We start from the raw sequence: 17571 nt of genomic DNA on the forward strand, positions 1-17571 counted from the left end.
TGACTCACGCTTATTACGACGGTTGGCGCAGAGATTGCGCCCTTCCGTCGACTTCTTTCAGCACGATGGGTCTCAATGTTTCAGACCGAATACGGATTCGTCAATGGTCGAGGTCGTGCGGCCCGTGGTCCGCGCGGGCTGCGGGGCGGCTCCGGCGGTCGGCGGCGGTCGGCCGGGCGTTGACGTGAGACGTCAGCGGGCAGCTCTTTCTTGCAGGAAGGGTGCAGTACCATCACGGCGTGACGAAGCGACTGACCGAGGTGGCGAAGAAGGCCGGCGTCAGCGAGGCCACCGTCAGCCGGGTGCTCAACAGTCGCGGCGGCGTCTCCGAGGCAACCCGCACCGCGGTGCTCACGGCACTGGACGTGCTGGGCTACGAGCGGCCGACCAAGCTGCGCGGGGAACGGGCCCGCCTGGTCGGGCTGGTGCTCCCGGAGTTGCAGAATCCGATCTTCCCGGCGCTGGCCGAGGTGGTCACCGGTTCGCTGGCCCAACGCGGCTACACCCCCGCGCTCTGCGCCCGGACGATCGGCGGCATCTCCGAGGCGGACTACGTCGAGATGCTCCTCGACCACCAGGTCTCCGGCGTCGTCTTCGCCGGCGGTTCGTACGCGCTGGCCGACGCGTCGCACGACCACTACCGGCGGCTGACCGACCGGGGGCTGCCGGTGGTGCTGGTCAACGCCGGGGTGGACACGCTCGACTTCCCCCGGGTCTCCACCGACGACGCGGTCGCGGTGGAGCAGGCGTACGGGCACCTGCGGTCGCTCGGGCACGGTCGGATCGGCATGGTGCTGGGCCCCGAGGGGCACGTGCCGTCCCGGCGCAAGTTGGACGCGATGGTCCGGGCGGCGGGCTGGGCGGACGACACGGACTGCGTCGAGCGCTCCAGTTTCTCCATGGAGGGGGCGCGGGTCGCCGCGGCCCGGCTGATCGAGCGTGGCGTGACCGGCATCGTCTGCGCCAGCGACGTGCTGGCCCTGGGCGCGATCCGGGCCGCCCGGCGACTGGGCCGGGCGGTGCCGACCGACGTGTCGGTGGTGGGTTTCGACGACTCCGCGTTCATGACCTGCACCGACCCGCCGTTGACCACGGTGCGGCAGCCGATCGAGACGATGGGGCAGGCCGCGGTGGACCTGCTGGTCACCCAGATCGAGGGAGCCGGAGTGCTCCACGACGAGCTGCTCTTCGAGCCCGAGCTGGTGGTGCGCGGCTCCACCGCCCCCGCCCCGGGGCGCTGACCCGCCCCACCCGCCCCACCCGCTGACCCGCCCCACCCGCTCACCCGGACCGTCCGCTCACTCTGGACGGTCCCGGGTCGCCGACCCGTGCCCGTGCGGGTGCCCCGGCCGCTGATCCCCTGCCCGGTGGCCCGCAGAGCCCTGTTCCCCGGACGTCCGGCAAGATCATGTCGCCATCTGTTGAGCAGAAGTCGTGTCCTTTCAGGGCGTGGTCGAAACCTTGCCGCCATCGGTCCGTCTCGTTACAGTGTCCCCACTCACACCTGACACCACGCAGCTCCACGGCCCGGTCACCTGCGCACGGGGATCGCCGGCACGGCACCACCACGTGACGATCCCGCGGATCGGCGGTGGCCATGGAGTCTCACGTTCCCGAAGGGATGGACGGATGTCCGTACCGCAGTACCGGAGGGTCGCGGCGATGGCGCTCGCGGCTGGCCTCGGGCTCGGCCTGACGGCCTGTTCCACCAAGAGCGACGACGGCGGCACGACCGCAGCCGGCAAGGTCACCATCACCGTCGACTGCCAGCCGGTCGGCTCGCAGAAGGAGCTGCTGGCGAACTGGAACGACGACGTCGCCGAGTTCCAGCGGCAGAACCCGGACATCGTCGTCAAGAGCGTCAGCGTCGGCGAGCAGTGCAACAACCCGCCGGACTTCACCGCCCGCCTCGCCGGCGGCACCGTCACCGATGTCTTCTACGGGTACATGACCGATCTCCAGCAGGTGCTCGACTCCGGTCAGGCGATGGACGTCACCGAGCTCGTCACCAAGGAAACCGTCCCGACCTGGGACAGCGTCGACCCGGCGCTGAAGGAGGCGTTCAGCGACGGCGGCAAGCTCTACGCCGTCCCGGTGAAGAACTACTCGATGGGCCTGGTCTACAACAAGGTCCTGTTCCAGCAGGCGGGCCTCGACGTGAACAACCCGCCCAGGACCTGGCCCGAGGTGCGGGCCGCCGCCAAGAAGATCGCCGCGCTCGGCAACGGCATCGCCGGCTACGCCGAGTACAGCGCCGGCAACACCGGCGGCTGGCACTTCACCTCCCTGCTCTACTCCCAGGGCGGCCAGATCCTCACTCCCGACGGCAAGAAGGCCGACTTCAACAACGCGCTGGGCAAGCAGGTTCTCCAGAACCTCAAGGACATGCGGTACGGCGACAACAGCATGGGCGCCCGCCAACTGCTCCAGTGGGGCGACCTGTTGACCAACGCCGGAGCCGGCAAGGTCGGCATGTTCGTCGGCGCGCCGGACGCCACCCAGGCGATCGTCAGCCAGTTCCAGGGCAGGTTCCAGGACTGGGCGATGGGCCCGCTGCCCGGCCAGGACGGGCAGGCGTTGGGGACCCTCGGCGGCGGCGAGGGCTACTTCTTCAAGAAGGGCCTCACTCCCGAGCAGGTCGAGGCCGGTCTGAAGTGGATCGCGTACCAGAAGCTGACACCCGGCAAGGGCCAGTTCGACTACGTCCGGGCCAAGCCGCAGAACTACCCGGTCGGTCTGCCCCAGCCGCTGCTGTTCAGCAACGGGAGCGACGCGCAGAAGCAGGAACTCGCGCTGCGCAAGGCGAACGCCAACGTGGACACCGCGAACTTCGCGGCCTTCGAAACCAACCCGGTCCCGATCAAGGGTGAGCCGCGCAACGCGCAGGCGATCTACGCGGTGCTCGACGCCGCCATGTCCGGGGTCCTGACGAACCCGAACGCGAACATCGACGCGCTGCTCAAGACGGCCGAGGACAAGGTCAACCAGTTGCTCGCCACCCAGAGCTGACCCGTCCGGTGGGGGCCGGCGCCCCGGCCCCCACCCCGTCCGCGCCGCACCGTCCGGTCACCGAAACCCACCAGGAGTTGCCTTGGCGATCACCACCGCCCCGGGGATCACGAGAAAGCCGGGTCGCCCCGCGCCGCCGTACCCGCCCGGGCCCCGGCGGGCCAGCCTCGGCCGCAGGGTACGGGACAACCTCACCGGGCACGCCTTCCTGATCGGCGCGGTGACCTGCTTCGCGTTCTTCTCCTGGTACCCGATGGTCCGTGGCGTGGTGATGAGCTTCCAGCGCACCCGGCGCGGGGTCACCACCTGGGTGGGCTGGGACAACTACGAACGCATCCTCGCCGACCCGAGCTTCTGGGCGGCCTGGAAGAACACCCTCTACTTCACCTTCCTCGCGCTGGTCCTCGGGTACGCGGTGCCGTTCTTCGTGGCGGTCCTGCTCAACGAGCTCCGTCACGCCAAGGGGTACCTGCGGATCCTGGTCTACCTGCCGGTGATGCTGCCGCCGGCCTCGGCGCTGTTCCTGTTCAAGTTCTACGCCTACGACCCCAGCGACGCCGGGCTGTTCAACTCGATCCTCACGGCGCTGCACCTGCCCACCTCGCAGTGGATGCAGAGCGCCGAGATGACGATGCCGGCGATGGTGATCGCGTCGACCTGGATGAACATGGGCGGCGCGGTGCTGATCTACCTGGCGGCCCTGCAGGGCATACCCGGCGAACTCTACGAGGCGGCCGAACTCGACGGCGCCGGGATCTGGCGGCGGATCCGGCACGTGACGATCCCGCAGACCCGCCTGATTCTCGCCCTCCTGGCGATGTTGCAGATCGTCGCCACGATGCAGTTCTTCGTCGAGCCGCTGATCCTCGCCAACGGCACCGGCACGCAGGACTCCGCGACGTCGGTGGCGTACCTCATCTACCAGCACGGGTTCTTCCAGAACGACCTGAACGGCGCCGCGGCACTCGGCGTGATCATGCTCGTGGTGCTGGCCGGTTTCTCCGCCGCGTACGTGCGGCTGAGCGCGAAACAGGACTAGGGCAGGGGAGCCATGGCACAGGACACCGCGACCAGGACCCTCATCTCCTCCGCCCAACTGCGCCGGGGCCGGGGCCGGATCGTCTACTGGACGCTGCTCACCGTCGTCGTGGTGGGCTTCACCCTGGTCTTCGTCGGGCCGCTGTACTGGATGGTCACCGGCGCGCTCAAGTCCGGTCAGGAGATCGCGCAGACCCCGCCCTCGCTGTTCCCGAGGGACCCGCAGCCTCAGAACTACGTGGACGCGTGGCGCCACCTCGACCTCGCCAAGCTGCTGTTCAACACGTTCTACTACGCGGCCGGAGCCCTGGTCTTCCAGCTCGTCCTGGACACCGCCGCGGCGTACGCGCTGTCGAAGCTGCGGCCGGTGCTCGGCAATCTGATCCTCGGGCTGATGCTGGCGACGCTGATGATTCCGGCGATGGTGCTCGTCGTCCCGCAGTACGTGACCGTGATCGACCTGCCGATCCTGCACGTGAGCCTGCTCGACTCGCCGTTCGCCATCTGGCTGCCGGCGGTCGCCAACGCGTTCAACATCTTCCTGCTGAAACGGTTCTTCGACTCCATTCCGGAGGAGTTGATGGCCGCCGCCCTGGTCGACGGGGCGAGTCCGCTGCGCACGCTCTGGTCGATCATTTTGCCGATGTCGCGCCCCATCCTGGGCGTGGTCTCGATCTTCGCGGTGACGGCGGTCTGGAAGGACTTCCTCTGGCCGAAGCTGGTCATGCCCTCGCCCGAGACCCGGACGATCAGCGTCGGCATCTACGCCTTCTCCGGCGGCACCCCGATGAACGTGGTCATCGCCGCCTCGGTCATCGCCGCGATCCCGACCGTGCTCATCTTCCTGATCTTCCAGCGCAACATCATGTCCGGCCTGACCACGGGCAGCCTCAAGGGTTGACCCCGGCCGGGACGGACGCCGGGCGCGACCCCGGCCGACCGCACCGCCGCACCACCAGCGCGACCATCCGCGCAACCTTCCCGCACGGCGAACAACGACCGTTCGCCCGAAACTCTCATCCAGGTCCGGCGAATCCGCCGACGTGCCGACGCAGAAAGCAGGGTGCTCGTGACCACAGCAGACGGTAGTCCGTGGTGGCGTGGTGCGGTGATCTACCAGGTCTACCCGCGTAGCTTCGCCGACGGCAATGGCGACGGTATCGGCGACATAGCCGGCATCCGGGCCCGGCTGGACCACCTGGCGGCGCTCGGCGTCGACGCGATCTGGTTCAGCCCCTGGTATCCGTCCCCGATGGCCGACGCCGGCTACGACGTGGCCGACTACCGCGACATCGATCCGGTCTTCGGCACCCTCGGGGAGGCGGAGGCGCTGATCGCGGAGGCCCATGCGCTCGGCATCCGGATCATCGTCGACATCGTGCCCAACCACTGCTCCGACGCGCACCCCTGGTTCCAGGCGGCCCTCGCCGGCGGGCCGGGGGCGCCCGAGCGGGACCTGTTCTGGTTCCGCCCCGGCCGGGGTCCGAACGGCGACCGGCCGCCCACCGACTGGGTCGGCGAGTTCGGCGGCCCGACCTGGACCCGGACCACCGACCCGGACGGTTCCCCCGGCGACTGGTACCTGCACCTGTTCACCGCCCAGCAGCCCGACTTCAACTGGGACCACCCCCGGGTGCGGGCCGAGTTCGAGGACGTGCTGCGGTTCTGGTTCGACCGGGGCGTGGACGGCATCCGGATCGACTCCGCCGGGCTGCTGGTCAAGGACGGCACGCTGCCCGAGACACTGCCCGACCGGCCGCACCCGTTCCGGGACCTGGACGGGGTCCACGAGATCTACCGCGCCTGGCGGCGGCTCGCCGACGGGTACCCCGGCGACCGGGCCCTGATCGGCGAGGTGTGGATGCCCGACCGGCAGCGGTTCGCCAACTACCTGCGCCCGGACGAGCTGCACGCGGCGTTCAACTTCGACTTCCTCGGCTGTGCCTGGGACGCCTCGGCGCTACGCGAGTGCATCGACGGGACGCTCAGCGCGCACGCGCCGGTCGCCGCGCCGGCCACCTGGGTGCTGTCCAACCACGACGTCACCCGGCACGTCACCCGGTACGGCCGGGCGGACACCACGTTCAGCTTCGCTGCCAAGCGCGAGGGCATCCCCACCGACCTGGAGCTGGGCACCCGGCGGGCCCGCGCCGCCGCCCTGCTGTCGCTGTCGCTGCCCGGTGCCGTCTACGTCTACCAGGGCGAGGAGCTGGGCCTGTACGAGGTCGAGGACATCCCGTACGCGCTGCGCCAGGACCCGATGTGGGAACGCTCCGGCCGGGTCGACCCCGGTCGGGACGGCTGCCGGGTGCCGCTGCCCTGGGCCGGTGACGAGCCACCCTTCGGGTTCAGCCCGGACGGCGCGGTGGCCGCACCCTGGCTGCCGCAGCCGGCCGACTGGAAGGACCGGACGGCCCAGGCGCAGACCGGCGACCCGAACTCGATGCTGGAGCTGTACCGGTCGGCGATCCGGGTCCGGCGGGCCGACCCGGCCCTCGGTGACGGCGAGTTCGGCTGGCTGCCCGCCCCGGACAGGGTGCTCGCCTTCCGGCGGGGCGCGGGCTTCCGCTGCGTGGTCAACCTCGCCGACGCGCCGGTCCCGCTCCCCGCCGACGGGGAACCGCTGCTGGCCAGCGGGCCGCTCGACGACGGCCTGCTGCCCCCGGACACCGCCGTCTGGCTGCGTTCCGTCGACCCGGCGGACGCGTCGCACTGATCGCCCGGCGGCCCGTCCCGGCCGCCGGCGCCCCGCCGTCGGCACGGCCGCAGGGTCGGGGCATCGAAGGACGAACCCGCAGGACACGCTCCGCCGCACCGCACACGGGGAACCTGGCCACCTGACGAAAGGGAGAGCACCCCTCATGGCCGACCACACCACCCCCCATCACCGTCCACCCCGACCCCGGGCCCGCGCCGGGCTGGCCGCCCTCGCCGCGACCGCGCTGGCCGCGGCCTCGGTCACCGTGGTCGCGCTGACCTCCACCGCGACCCCGGCGCGGGCCGCCGGCCTGTCCCCGTTCGACATCCCCGGCCGGGGCGCGACCGTTCCCTTCGTCGAGCACGAGGCCGAGGATGTCACCCACACCGGCGCCCGGATCGGCCCGGACCGCCGCTACGGCACGCTCCCCTCGGAGGCGTCCGGCCGGGAGGCGGTCACCCTCGACGCGGTCGGCGAGTACGTCGAGTTCACCCTCACCGCGCCGGCCAACGCGGTGACCTTCCGGTACAGCCTGCCGGACAACGCCGCCGGCACCGGCCGGGACGCCAGCATCGACCTGCGCGCCAACGGCATCCTGGTCAAGGCGGTGCCGGTCACCTCCCGGTACGGCTGGTACTACGGCGGTTACCCGTTCAACAACAACCCGGGCGACAGCAACCCGCACCACTTCTACGACGAGACCCGCACCCTGTTCGGCACCACCTACCCGGCCGGTACGAAGATCCGCCTCCAGGTCTCCTCGACCGCGCAGTCGCCGACCTTCACCATCGACCTGGCCGACTTCGAGCTGGTCGGGGCGCCGATCACCAAGCCCGCCGGCGTGCTGGACGTGGTGACCGACTTCGGCGCCGACCCGACCGGGGCCACCGACTCGACCGCGAAGTTCCAGGCGGCGGTGGACGCCGGGCAGGCGCAGGGCCGGGCGGTCTGGATCCCCACCGGCACCTTCACCCTCTGGGACCACGTGGTGGTCGACGGGGTGACCCTGCGCGGCGCCGGCCCCTGGTACTCCGTCCTCGGTGGCCGGCACCCCACCGACCGCAAGCGGGCCGCCGGCATCTACGGCAAGTACGTGCCGGGCGGCGGCTACACCGGCGAGATCCGCGCGCACGAGGCGAACGGACCGAGCCGCAACGTCACCCTGCGGGACTTCGCCATCATCGGCGACATCCGGGAACGGGTGGACGAGGACCAGGTCAACGCCATCGGCGGGGCGATGACCGACTCGGTGGTGGACAACGTCTGGATGCAGCACACCAAGGTCGGGGCCTGGATGGACGGCCCGATGAACAACTTCACGATCCGCAACAGCCGGATCCTGGACCAGACAGCCGACGGGGTGAACTTCCACACCGGCGTCACCAACTCCACGGTCACCAACACCTTCGTCCGCAACACCGGTGACGACGCCCTCGCCATGTGGGCGCAGAACGTGCCGAACGTGAACAACTCATTCACCTTCAACACCATCGGCGTGACCATTCTCGCCAACCACCTGGTCAGCTACGGCGGCCGGGACATCAAGATCACCGACAACGTGACCGCGGACTCGGTCACCAACGGCGGCGGCATCCACGTCGCCAACCGGTATCCCGGGGTGCAGGGTCAGACCGCCGTCCTGGGCACCTGGACGATCGCCCGCAACACCCTGATCCGCAACGGCAACTCCGACTACAACTGGCGCTTCGGGGTCGGCGCGATCTGGTTCTCCGCGCTCAACGAGGCGTTCCAGAATCCCACCATCAACATCACCGACACCGACATCCTGGACAGCTCCTACGCGGCGCTGCACTGGATCGAGGGCCAGACGAACGGGATCAACCTGAACAACGTCCGCATCGACGGCGCGGGGACGTACGCCCTCCAGGTGCAGGCGGCCAGCCAGGTCTCGTTCACCAACGTGCGGGCCACCCGGATCGCCCAGCCCAACCCGATCCACAACTGCGTGGGCAGCGGGTTCCAGATCACCCAGGGGGCCGGCAACTCCGGCTGGTACACCGCCACCCCGTACTGCGGGCCGTGGCCGGAGCCGCAGTGGGGGACCGGTCCGACCACCCCGCCGACCACCAGCAACCCGACCACCCCGCCGCCCACCACCCCGCCGCCCACCACCACGTCGCCGCCCACCACGCCGCCCCCGTCCGGCGGCAACCTGGCCGCGGGCCGCCCGGTCACCGCGTCCAGCAGCAACCAGACGTACGCGCCGACGAACGCGGTCGACGGCAACCCGGCCAGTTACTGGGAGAGCGCCAACAACACGTTTCCGCAGACGCTGACCGTGGACCTCGGCGCGGTCCGGTCGGTCGACCGGGTGGTGCTGAGACTGCCCGCCGGCTGGGAGCGCCGTACCCAGACGATCGCGGTGGCCGGCTCCACCGACGGCGGCGCGTTCACCACCCTCGCGGCGGCGGCCGGACGGACCTTCGACCCGGCGGCCGGCAACGCCGTCACCATCGGCCTGCCGGCCGGTGACCGTCGTTTCGTCCGGCTGACGGTCAGCGCCAACACCGGCTGGCCGGCGGCCCAGCTGTCGGAGTTCGAGGTCTACGGCGGCACCCCGCCGACCACCCCGCCGCCGACCACGCCGCCCCCGACCACGGCCCCACCCACCGGGAACCTCGCCGCCGGCCGTCCGGCCACCGCCACCAGCCACGCCGACGTGTACGTCGCCGGCAACACCACCGACGGCAACCCGAACACCTACTGGGAGAGCGCCAACAACGCCTTCCCCCAGTCGCTGACCGTGGACCTCGGCACGGCCCGGCCGGTGTCCCGGCTGGTGCTGCGGCTGCCCCAGCAGGCGGCCTGGCAGACCCGCACCCAGACGTTCGCCGTGCTCGGCTCCACCGACGGCGCGACGTACGGCACGCTCCGGGCCTCCGCCGGCTACACCTTCAACCCCACCACCGGCAACTTCGTCACCATCGGCCTGCCGGCCGGTGACCGCCGCTTCGTCCGGCTCACCTTCACCGGCAACACCGGCTGGCCCGCCGGGCAGCTCGCCGAGTTCGAGGCGTACGCCAGCTAGCCGTGCCGGGGCGGGGCCCGTGCACCGGAACGGTCCCCGCCCCCCCACGTCACCCCGGGCACCACCCCGCACCTCCGCACCCCCGCACCCACCCCCGGAGAGAGGTGTTCCCCCACCATGTCCAGACTCCGTACCAGACTGGTCGCGGCGCTCGCCGCGCTCGGCCTGGCCGTCACCGTGGCACCGGCGATCTCCGCCGCACCCGCCGCCGCGGCCGGCGGTCCCAACCTCGCCGCCGGTCGACCGGCCTCGGCCAGCAGCGTCAACGGCCCGTACGTCGCCGGCAACCTGACCGACGGCAACCAGGCCAGCTACTGGGAGAGCAGCGGCACCCTCCCGCAGTGGGCCCAGGTCGACCTGGGCTCCGCCGTCGCCGTCGACCAGGTCAAACTGAAGCTGCCGGCCGGCTGGGAGGGGCGTACCCAGACCCTGTCGGTTCAGGGCAGCGCCGACGGCGGCGGCTTCAGCACGCTCGTCACCTCGGCCGGGCACGCGTTCGGCCCGGCCAACGGCAACACCGTCACGGTCGCCCTGCCGGCCGCCACGGTCCGGTACGTCCGAGTCGTGATCACCGCGAACACGGGCTGGTCGGCCGCCCAGCTCGCCGAACTCGAGGTGTACGGGGCCTCCACCTCGTCGACCAACCTCGCCCTGGGCCGGAGCACGACGGCCAGCGGGCACTCCGACGTGTACGCCGCCGGCAACGCCACCGACGGCAACCCGGGCAGCTACTGGGAGAGCCCGAACAACGCCTTTCCGCAGTGGCTCCGGGTGGACCTGGGCAGCGCGGTCGGCGTGAACCGGGTGGTGCTGAAGCTGCCGTCCGGCTGGGAGGCCCGCACCCAGACGCTGACCGTGCAGGGCAGCACCGACGGCTCCACCTTCTCGACGCTCGTCGCCTCGGCCGGGTACGCCTTCAACCCGGCCAGCGGCAACACCGTCACCATCACCTTCGGCACCGCCACCACCCGGTACCTGCGGCTGAACGTCACCGCCAACACCGGCTGGCCCGCCGCGCAGCTGTCCGAACTGGAGGTGTACGGCCCGTCGACCGGCGACACGGTCGCGCCGACCGCGCCGGGCAACCTCGCGTACACCGAGCCGGCCCCCGGACAGATCCGGCTGACCTGGACCGCGTCGACGGACAACGTCGGCGTCACCGGCTACGACGTGTACGCCAACGGCACGCTGCGCACCAGCGTGAGCGGGACGACGCTGACCTACACCGACACCCAGCCGGCCAACGCCACGGTGACGTACCACGTCCGGGCGAAGGACGCCGCCGGCAACCAGTCGGCCAACAGCAACCAGGTGACCCGCACCGGTGACACCGGGGACACCGTCGCGCCGACCGCCCCGACCAGCCTGGCGTACACCCGGCCGGCCGCCGGGCAGATCCGGCTGACGTGGAGCGCGTCGACGGACAACGTCGGCGTCACCGGCTACGACGTGTACGCCAACGGCACGCTGCGGGGCAGCGTGAACGGCTCGACGCTCAGCTACACCGACAGTCAGCCGGACACCGCGACCGTCTCGTACCACGTGCGGGCGAGGGACGCGGCAGGCAACGTCTCGGCGACCAGCAACACGGTCACCCGCCCCGGGGACACCCCGGGCGGCGGCAGCAACCTGGCCGCCGGCAAGCCGGCCACCGCCTCGTCGGTGGTGCACACCTTCCAGGCCGCCAACGCGGTCGACAACGACGTGACGACCTACTGGGAGGGCGCGCCGGGGGCGTACCCGAGCACCCTGACCGTGGCCCTCGGCGCGAACGCCAGCATCAGCTCGGTCGTGGTCAAGCTCAACCCCGACCCGGCGTGGGGGCCGCGCACCCAGACCTTCCAGGTGCTCGGGCGGGAGCAGTCCGCCTCGGGGTTCAGCACCCTGGTCGGTTCGGCGACGTACTCGTTCAGCCCGGCCGGCAGCAACACCGTCACCATCCCGGTGGCCGCGACCGCCGCCGACGTCCGCCTCCAGTTCACCGCGAACTCCGGCTCCTCCAACGGGCAGGTCGCCGAACTCCAGGTGATCGGCACCCCGGCCCCGAACCCGGACCTGACGGTCACCGGCCTGACCGCCGCGCCGTCCGCGCCGGTCGAGACCGACACGATCACCCTGTCGGCCACCGTCCGCAACGCCGGCACCACCGCCTCCGCCGCCACCGCCGTGGGCCTCTACCTGGGTACGACGAAGGTCGGCACCGCCACCGTCGGGGCGCTCGCCGCCGGAGCGTCGAGCACCGTCTCGGCCGCCATCGGTGCCCGCAACGCCGGGACCTACGAGCTCATCGCCAAGGTCGACGAGGCCAACACGGTCATCGAGCAGAACGAGGCGAACAACAGCTTCACCAGCCCGACCGCGCTGACGGTGCGCCCGGTGGACAGCTCTGACCTGGTGGCCTCGGCGGTCACCTGGTCGCCGGGCACCCCGAGCGCCGGCAACACGGTCAGCTTCGCGGTCACCATTCGCAACCAGGGCACGGTCGCCTCGGCCGGCGGCGCGCACGGCGTCACGCTCACCGTGGTCGACGACGCCGGCGCCGTGGTCCGGACGCTGACCGGCTCGTACAGCGGCACCATCGCCGCCGGGGCGACCGCCGGCCCGCTGAACCTGGGCACCTGGACGGCGGCGAACGGCCGGTACACCGTCCGGGTGGTGCTCGCCGACGACGCCAACGAACTGCCGGTCAAGCGGCAGAACAACACCAGCGACCGGCCGCTGTTCGTCGGCCGTGGCGCCAACCTCGGCTACGACACGTACGAGGCCGAGGAGGGCACGGTCGGCGGCGGAGCCCAGGTGCTCGCCCCGAACCGGGAGATCGGCAACCTGGCCGGCGAGGCGTCCGGTCGCAGCGCGGTCACCTTGAACACCACCGGCGCGTACGTCGAGTGGACCACCAAGGCCCCGACGAACACCCTGGTCACCCGGTTCTCCATCCCGGACGCGGCCGGGGGCGGGGGCATCAACTCGACGCTGAACATCTACGTCGACGGCACCCTGCACAAGCCGATCAACCTCACCTCGAAGCACATCTGGCTGTACGGCGCGGAGGCCAGCCCGGGCAACTCGCCCGGCGCGGGCGGTCCCCGGCACATCTACGACGAGGCCAACGTCATGTTGAACTCGACGATCCCGGCGGGCAGCCGGATCCGGCTCCAGAAGGACCCGGCGAACAGCACCACGTACGCGATCGACTTCGTGAACCTGGAACTGGTCGCGCCCCGGGCCAACCCGGACCCGGCCCGGTACCGGGTGCCCAACGGGTTCAGCCACGCCGACGTGCAGGCCGCCCTGGACGCGGTCCGGATGGACACCACCGGCACCCTGGTCGGGGTGTACCTGCCCGCCGGCACCTACGAGACCGCGCAGAAGTTCCAGGTGTACGGCAAAGCGGTCCAGGTGGTCGGCGCGGGGATGTGGTACACCCGCTTCCAGACCCCGCAGAGCCAGGAGAACACCGACGCCGGCTTCCGGCTGGAGTCCTCGGCCAGCGGGTCGACCTTCGCGCACCTGGCGTTCTTCGGCAACTACACCAACCGGATCGACGGTCCGGGCAAGGTGTGGGGCGAGCTGAAGGACGTCGACAACCTGACCCTGGACAGCGTCTGGGTCGAGCACACCGTCTGCGCGTACTGGGGGGTCAGCGTGAGTGGGTTGCAGATCCGCAACAGCCGCTTCCGTAACACCTTCGCCGACGCGGTCAACCTCACCAACGGCAGCACCGACAACCTGGTCACCAACTCGGAGGGCCGGTCCAACGGGGACGACGCCTTCGCGTTGTTCTCCGCCACCGACCAGGGCGCCTCGACCGGCAACCACGGCAACGTGTTCGAAAACCTGACCGCCACGCTGACCTGGCGGGCGGCCGGCGTGGCGGTGTACGGCGGCTACGACAACGTGTTCCGCAACATGTACGTCGCGGACATGCTGACGTACTCCGGCATCACCATCAGTTCGCTGGACTTCGGGTACCCGTTCATCGGGTTCGGGGCCAGCCCACCGACCAGGTTCGAGAACATCTCGCTGGTCCGGGCCGGCGGCCACTTCTGGGGCGCGCAGACCTTCCCGGCGATCTGGGTGTTCTCCGCCTCCAAGGAGTTCCGGGGCATCCGGGTCAGCGACGTCGACATCGTCGACCCGACGTACTCGGGCATCATGTTCCAGACCAAGTACAACGGTGCCGGGCAGCCGGAGAACCCGGTCACCGACACGGTCTTCACCAACGTGTCGATCTCCGGGGCCCGCAAGAGCGGCGATGCCTTCGACGCCAAGTCCGGCTTCGGCATCTGGGTCAACGAGATGCCCGAGCCGGGGCAGGGCCCGGCGGTCGGCACGGCCACCTTCGTCAACCTCCGGCTGAGCGGCAACCACCAGGACATCAAGAACACCACGTCCACCTTCACCATCAACCGGAGCTGACGCGACGTCCGGTGTGCCGTCGGGGACAGCTCCCCGGCGGCGCACCGCCACGAGCGACCGATCAGGCGAGGTCTCCGCGCGTCTCCTCGGGCTGCGTGATCAGACTGAGGGTGACGCCGACGTTGGCGGCGAGGAGCTGCTCGGCCGCGTCGTCGACCGGTACCCGCAGCAGCCCCTGGCGCGCGGCGGCGCCCAGCAGGTCCCGCAGTACTGGCTGAAGCCGTGGTTGATCACCGCGTCGAGCAGGCCCTGCTTGCTGCCGAAGTGGTGGTACAGCGTCGCGACGTCGCGACTCCCGCGACAAGGGCCACCATCCACCCGCTGCCACTCACCGACGTCGCGGCTCACCGCCGACGTGTTGGCCGCGGTGGTTGTCCTGTGCCTTCCTTCCTTGTCGTGCCTACTGGTCGCCCGAGCGGTCGCGGGGTGTTGTTACACTACGTTTGCGGCACCGACGCCGTCGTGAGTAGAGCCGTACTCAACGTGGGCCGAGTCGTACTCGGCCGGTGGCGCGTCAGCGCACCTTCAGTATCTCGGGGCGATCGAGCGGGCGATGCGCGTACTGGGCGCCGAGGGATCGTCCGCACGCGGTCCAACGATCGTGGACGGCGTCCAGTGCCTGGCTCGCGAACCCGAAGTGGTGGCCGATAGCATCCAGCGCGGGCAACGGACCTGAACGGGGTAGAGACATGACTCTTTTGCAGCGCGTGACCAGGATCGTCAACCTTGCGGTCCTGCCCATCGTGTCGTCCCCTCGCCTCAACCGCATGTCGGCCGGTCGGATGACCGTCGTCCGCTACACCGGGCGGCGATCCGGGCGCGCCGTCGCGCTGCCGGTGGCCTACCGGGCCGAGCATGAGCGCCTCATCATCGACGTCGCGCTCCCGGACAAGAAGGCGTGGTGGCGTAACTTCACCGGATCCGGGGCGCCGCTGACCGTCATGCTCGACGGCGTCGAGCGGTCTGGCCACGCGGTGGCCGTCCGGGACGGCGGCCAGGTCCGCATAGAGGTGGACTTGAGCCCGTCCGAAACACCCGGCCACCGCGGCTGACGCAAGTTATCGAGCTTCTGCGTTCCGATTCGGAGTTGCGCAGTGCGCGCACGAGCTCTCCGAGCTCGTCGACGACGGCCGGATAGCCCGGACGTGCCCCCGCTGCCGGTCTGACGGCGGCGGGGGCACGGGCTGCCCGCCTACCGGGTCACGGCAGGGTCCACTTCTGGTTGGCGGCGGCCAGGCAGGTCCAGAGGTGGACGGCCTGGCCGTCGGTGGCGCTGTTGTTGGAGACGTCGAGGCACTTGCCCGACTGTGGGTTGCGCAGCGTGCCGTCGGCCTGGGCGGACCAGTTCTGGGCGGCGCTGCCGTTGCACGTCCAGAGTTGGATCTTCGTGCCGTCGGCGGAGCCCCCGCCCGAGACGTCGAGGCATTTGCCCAGTGCCTTGACCGTGCTGTTCGGGGTGACCGTCCAGGTCTGGGCGGCGGTGCCGTTGCAGGTGTAGATCTGGATCTGGGTGCCGTCGGCGGTGGCCGCGTTGCGCACGTCCAGGCACTTGCCGCCGAGCCCGACGATCGGCCCGGTGCCCGGGGTGCCGGGGGTGCCGCCGCCCCGGACCAGGGTGAAGTCGTCCACGTCGAACAGGCCGGTCCCGGAGCCGGTGAAGGTCAGGTACACGGTCTGCGTACCGGCGGGCACCCCGGCCAGGGTGGTGCTGACGTCGGCGTACGTGGTCCAGCTTCCGGTGTTGGGCACCGCCACCTGGCCGAGCAGCGGGCCGGTGGCCGAGCCGGTCCGGATGCCGATGGTGCCGCCCGATCCCCCGGAGACCACCCGGGCCCGCAACGAGGTGACCCCGGTCAGGTCGAGACCCGGGTACGCGGCCCAGTCGCCCGGGTCGACGTAGCCGAGGGTCTGTCCGCCGTTGGCCCCGGCCTTGGTGAACGGGGTGACCCCGTTGGCCGAGCTGAACGCCTCGGCCTGCACGGTGGTGTCGCCGTCCGGTGGCGGGGTGCCGCCCAACTCCTTGATCCGGACGTTGCGGAACGACACGTCGTCGCCCGTACCGTGGTTCTGGAGCCCGACGTGGCCGGCGAGCGAGCGGGCCGGGTCGGTGTTGGTGAAGTCGTTGATCTTCCGCCCGTTGAGGAAGACCTGGAGGCGCTCCCCCTCGACCAGCAGCTCGTAGGTGTTCCACTCCCCCGGCGGGTTCAGGGCGGCGTCCCGGGCGGCCAGGTCGGCGGACTGGAAGGTGTAGACCGCGCCGGTGGTGCGGTCGGCCGCGTCGGTGGCGTCGATCTGGATCTCGTACCCGTTGTCCACCGCCGACCAGGGGTCGGTCGACGGCGGGAAGCCGATGAAGACGCCCGAGTTGTCGTCGCCGGACATCCGCCAGTCCAGCTTCAGGGAGTAGTTGGTGAACTGCTTGGCGCTGTACCAGTACAGGCCCATGCCGCCGACGGAGGTGAGGGTGGCGTCGGAGTTGCTGAAGCTGCCCGGACCGGCCTGCGACCAGCCGGTGGTGGACCCGTTGTAGAGGTTGGTGTAGCCGGTCTCCGGACGGCAGTCGGCCTTCGCCCGACCCGCCGCGTACCGGATGCCGCCGAGCAGGTGGCTGCGGAACGCCGCCTCCGAGTACGACCCCTGGGTGTGCCCGAGGCCGGTGTAGAACGACCGACCGGAGTTGACCGTCTTGCACCAGGAGATCGGATGGTCGCCGCCCATCGAGCCGCCCGAGTACGACGATTCGTCCAGGGTGGCGAGGACCCGGGCGCCCGCGCGCGGGTTGGCCTGGTAGTTGTACCACTCGTCGGTGCGGGTCCAGGTCTGCGGCAGGTGCCCGGTGGCCGGGTGCGCCCGGTTCTCGATGCGGACGTTCGCCTGCTGGATGGCCGGGTGCGAGGCGAAGTAGCCACCCACCAGGCTGCCGTAGTACGACCAGCCGTACTCGGTGTCGGCGGCGGAGTGGACGCCGACGTACCCGCCGCCGCCGTTGACGTACGACTCGAAGGCCGTCTGCTGTGCGGCGTCCAGGACGTCTCCGGTGGTGTTGAGGAAGACCACCGCCTCGTACTGGGCCAGGTTCGCGGTGGTGAACCGGGACGCGTCCTCGGTCGCGGTCACGGTGAAACCGTTCGCCGCACCGAGTTCCCGGATCGCCTGGGTGCCGACGGCGATCGAATCGTGCCGGAACCCGGCGGTCTTGGAGAACACCAGCACGTCGTACGGAGCATCGGCCGCACTGGCCGGAGCCGCCGCCGTCGTGCAGGCAAGAACCGTGGCAGCGGCGGTCACCGCGCCGAGGACGGGTCGAAGGAGTCTGCGCATGTCACTCTCCCGAACGGGGTGGAGGGTGGTGCCGGGG

At 70.7% G+C, this 17571-nt stretch carries 9 protein-coding genes; 8 read left to right on the plus strand and 1 reads right to left on the minus strand.

The annotated features are described in order from the left end of the window. Positions 1–239: 239 nt before the first annotated feature. The 8 genes from HDA31_RS08770 (at position 240) to HDA31_RS08810 (ending at position 15265) form a co-directional block, all read left to right on the plus strand. Positions 240–1241, plus strand: coding sequence for a LacI family DNA-binding transcriptional regulator (locus HDA31_RS08770; protein WP_074474493.1), 1002 nt, complete (start codon positions 240–242; stop codon positions 1239–1241). A 388-nt stretch (positions 1242–1629) separates the two neighbouring features. Then, complete coding sequence (locus HDA31_RS08775; protein ID WP_178065651.1) at positions 1630–3009, plus strand: ABC transporter substrate-binding protein; 1380 nt, start codon at positions 1630–1632, stop codon at positions 3007–3009. An 82-nt stretch (positions 3010–3091) separates the two neighbouring features. Then, positions 3092–4048, plus strand: coding sequence for a carbohydrate ABC transporter permease (locus tag HDA31_RS08780; RefSeq protein WP_178065650.1), 957 nt, complete (start codon positions 3092–3094; stop codon positions 4046–4048). 12 nt (positions 4049–4060) lie between these two features. Then, positions 4061–4948, plus strand: a complete 888-nt coding sequence (locus HDA31_RS08785; protein WP_074474131.1) for a carbohydrate ABC transporter permease — start codon at positions 4061–4063, stop codon at positions 4946–4948. Positions 4949–5116: 168 nt separating this feature from the next. After that, positions 5117–6763, plus strand: coding sequence for a glycoside hydrolase family 13 protein (locus tag HDA31_RS08790; RefSeq protein WP_246384002.1), 1647 nt, complete (start codon positions 5117–5119; stop codon positions 6761–6763). 145 nt (positions 6764–6908) lie between these two features. Next, positions 6909–9794 (plus strand): discoidin domain-containing protein, encoded by a 2886-nt coding sequence (locus HDA31_RS08795; protein WP_178065649.1) that lies wholly within the window; start codon positions 6909–6911, stop codon positions 9792–9794. Between the two features lie 117 nt (positions 9795–9911). After that, entirely contained in the window at positions 9912–14213 is a 4302-nt protein-coding gene (locus HDA31_RS08800) for a discoidin domain-containing protein (RefSeq protein WP_178065648.1), read from the plus strand. 689 nt (positions 14214–14902) lie between these two features. Beyond that, positions 14903–15265: a hypothetical protein gene (locus HDA31_RS08810; RefSeq protein WP_178065647.1), complete on the plus strand. Its 363-nt coding sequence runs from the start codon at positions 14903–14905 to the stop codon at positions 15263–15265. 148 nt (positions 15266–15413) lie between these two features. Here the strand turns inward: HDA31_RS08810 and HDA31_RS08815 are convergent, their stop codons facing one another. After that, positions 15414–17534: a ThuA domain-containing protein gene (locus HDA31_RS08815; RefSeq protein ID WP_178065646.1), complete on the minus strand. Its 2121-nt coding sequence runs from the start codon at positions 17532–17534 to the stop codon at positions 15414–15416. Positions 17535–17571 lie beyond the last annotated feature (37 nt).

Source organism: Micromonospora carbonacea (assembly GCF_014205165.1).
GTDB classification, from domain to species: domain Bacteria; phylum Actinomycetota; class Actinomycetes; order Mycobacteriales; family Micromonosporaceae; genus Micromonospora; species Micromonospora carbonacea.

What these genes read in the sequence shown, in the direction of transcription:
- HDA31_RS08775 (WP_178065651.1), top strand. Translation starts at nt 1,630, where the DNA reads ATGTCCGTACCGCAGTACCGGAGGGTCGCGGCGATGGCGCTCGCGGCT.
- HDA31_RS08785 (WP_074474131.1), top strand. Translation starts at nt 4,061, where the DNA reads ATGGCACAGGACACCGCGACCAGGACCCTCATCTCCTCCGCCCAACTG.
- HDA31_RS08795 (WP_178065649.1), top strand. Translation starts at nt 6,909, where the DNA reads ATGGCCGACCACACCACCCCCCATCACCGTCCACCCCGACCCCGGGCC.
- HDA31_RS08800 (WP_178065648.1), top strand. Translation starts at nt 9,912, where the DNA reads ATGTCCAGACTCCGTACCAGACTGGTCGCGGCGCTCGCCGCGCTCGGC.
- HDA31_RS08810 (WP_178065647.1), top strand. Translation starts at nt 14,903, where the DNA reads ATGACTCTTTTGCAGCGCGTGACCAGGATCGTCAACCTTGCGGTCCTG.
- HDA31_RS08815 (WP_178065646.1), bottom strand. Translation starts at nt 17,534, where the DNA reads ATGCGCAGACTCCTTCGACCCGTCCTCGGCGCGGTGACCGCCGCTGCC.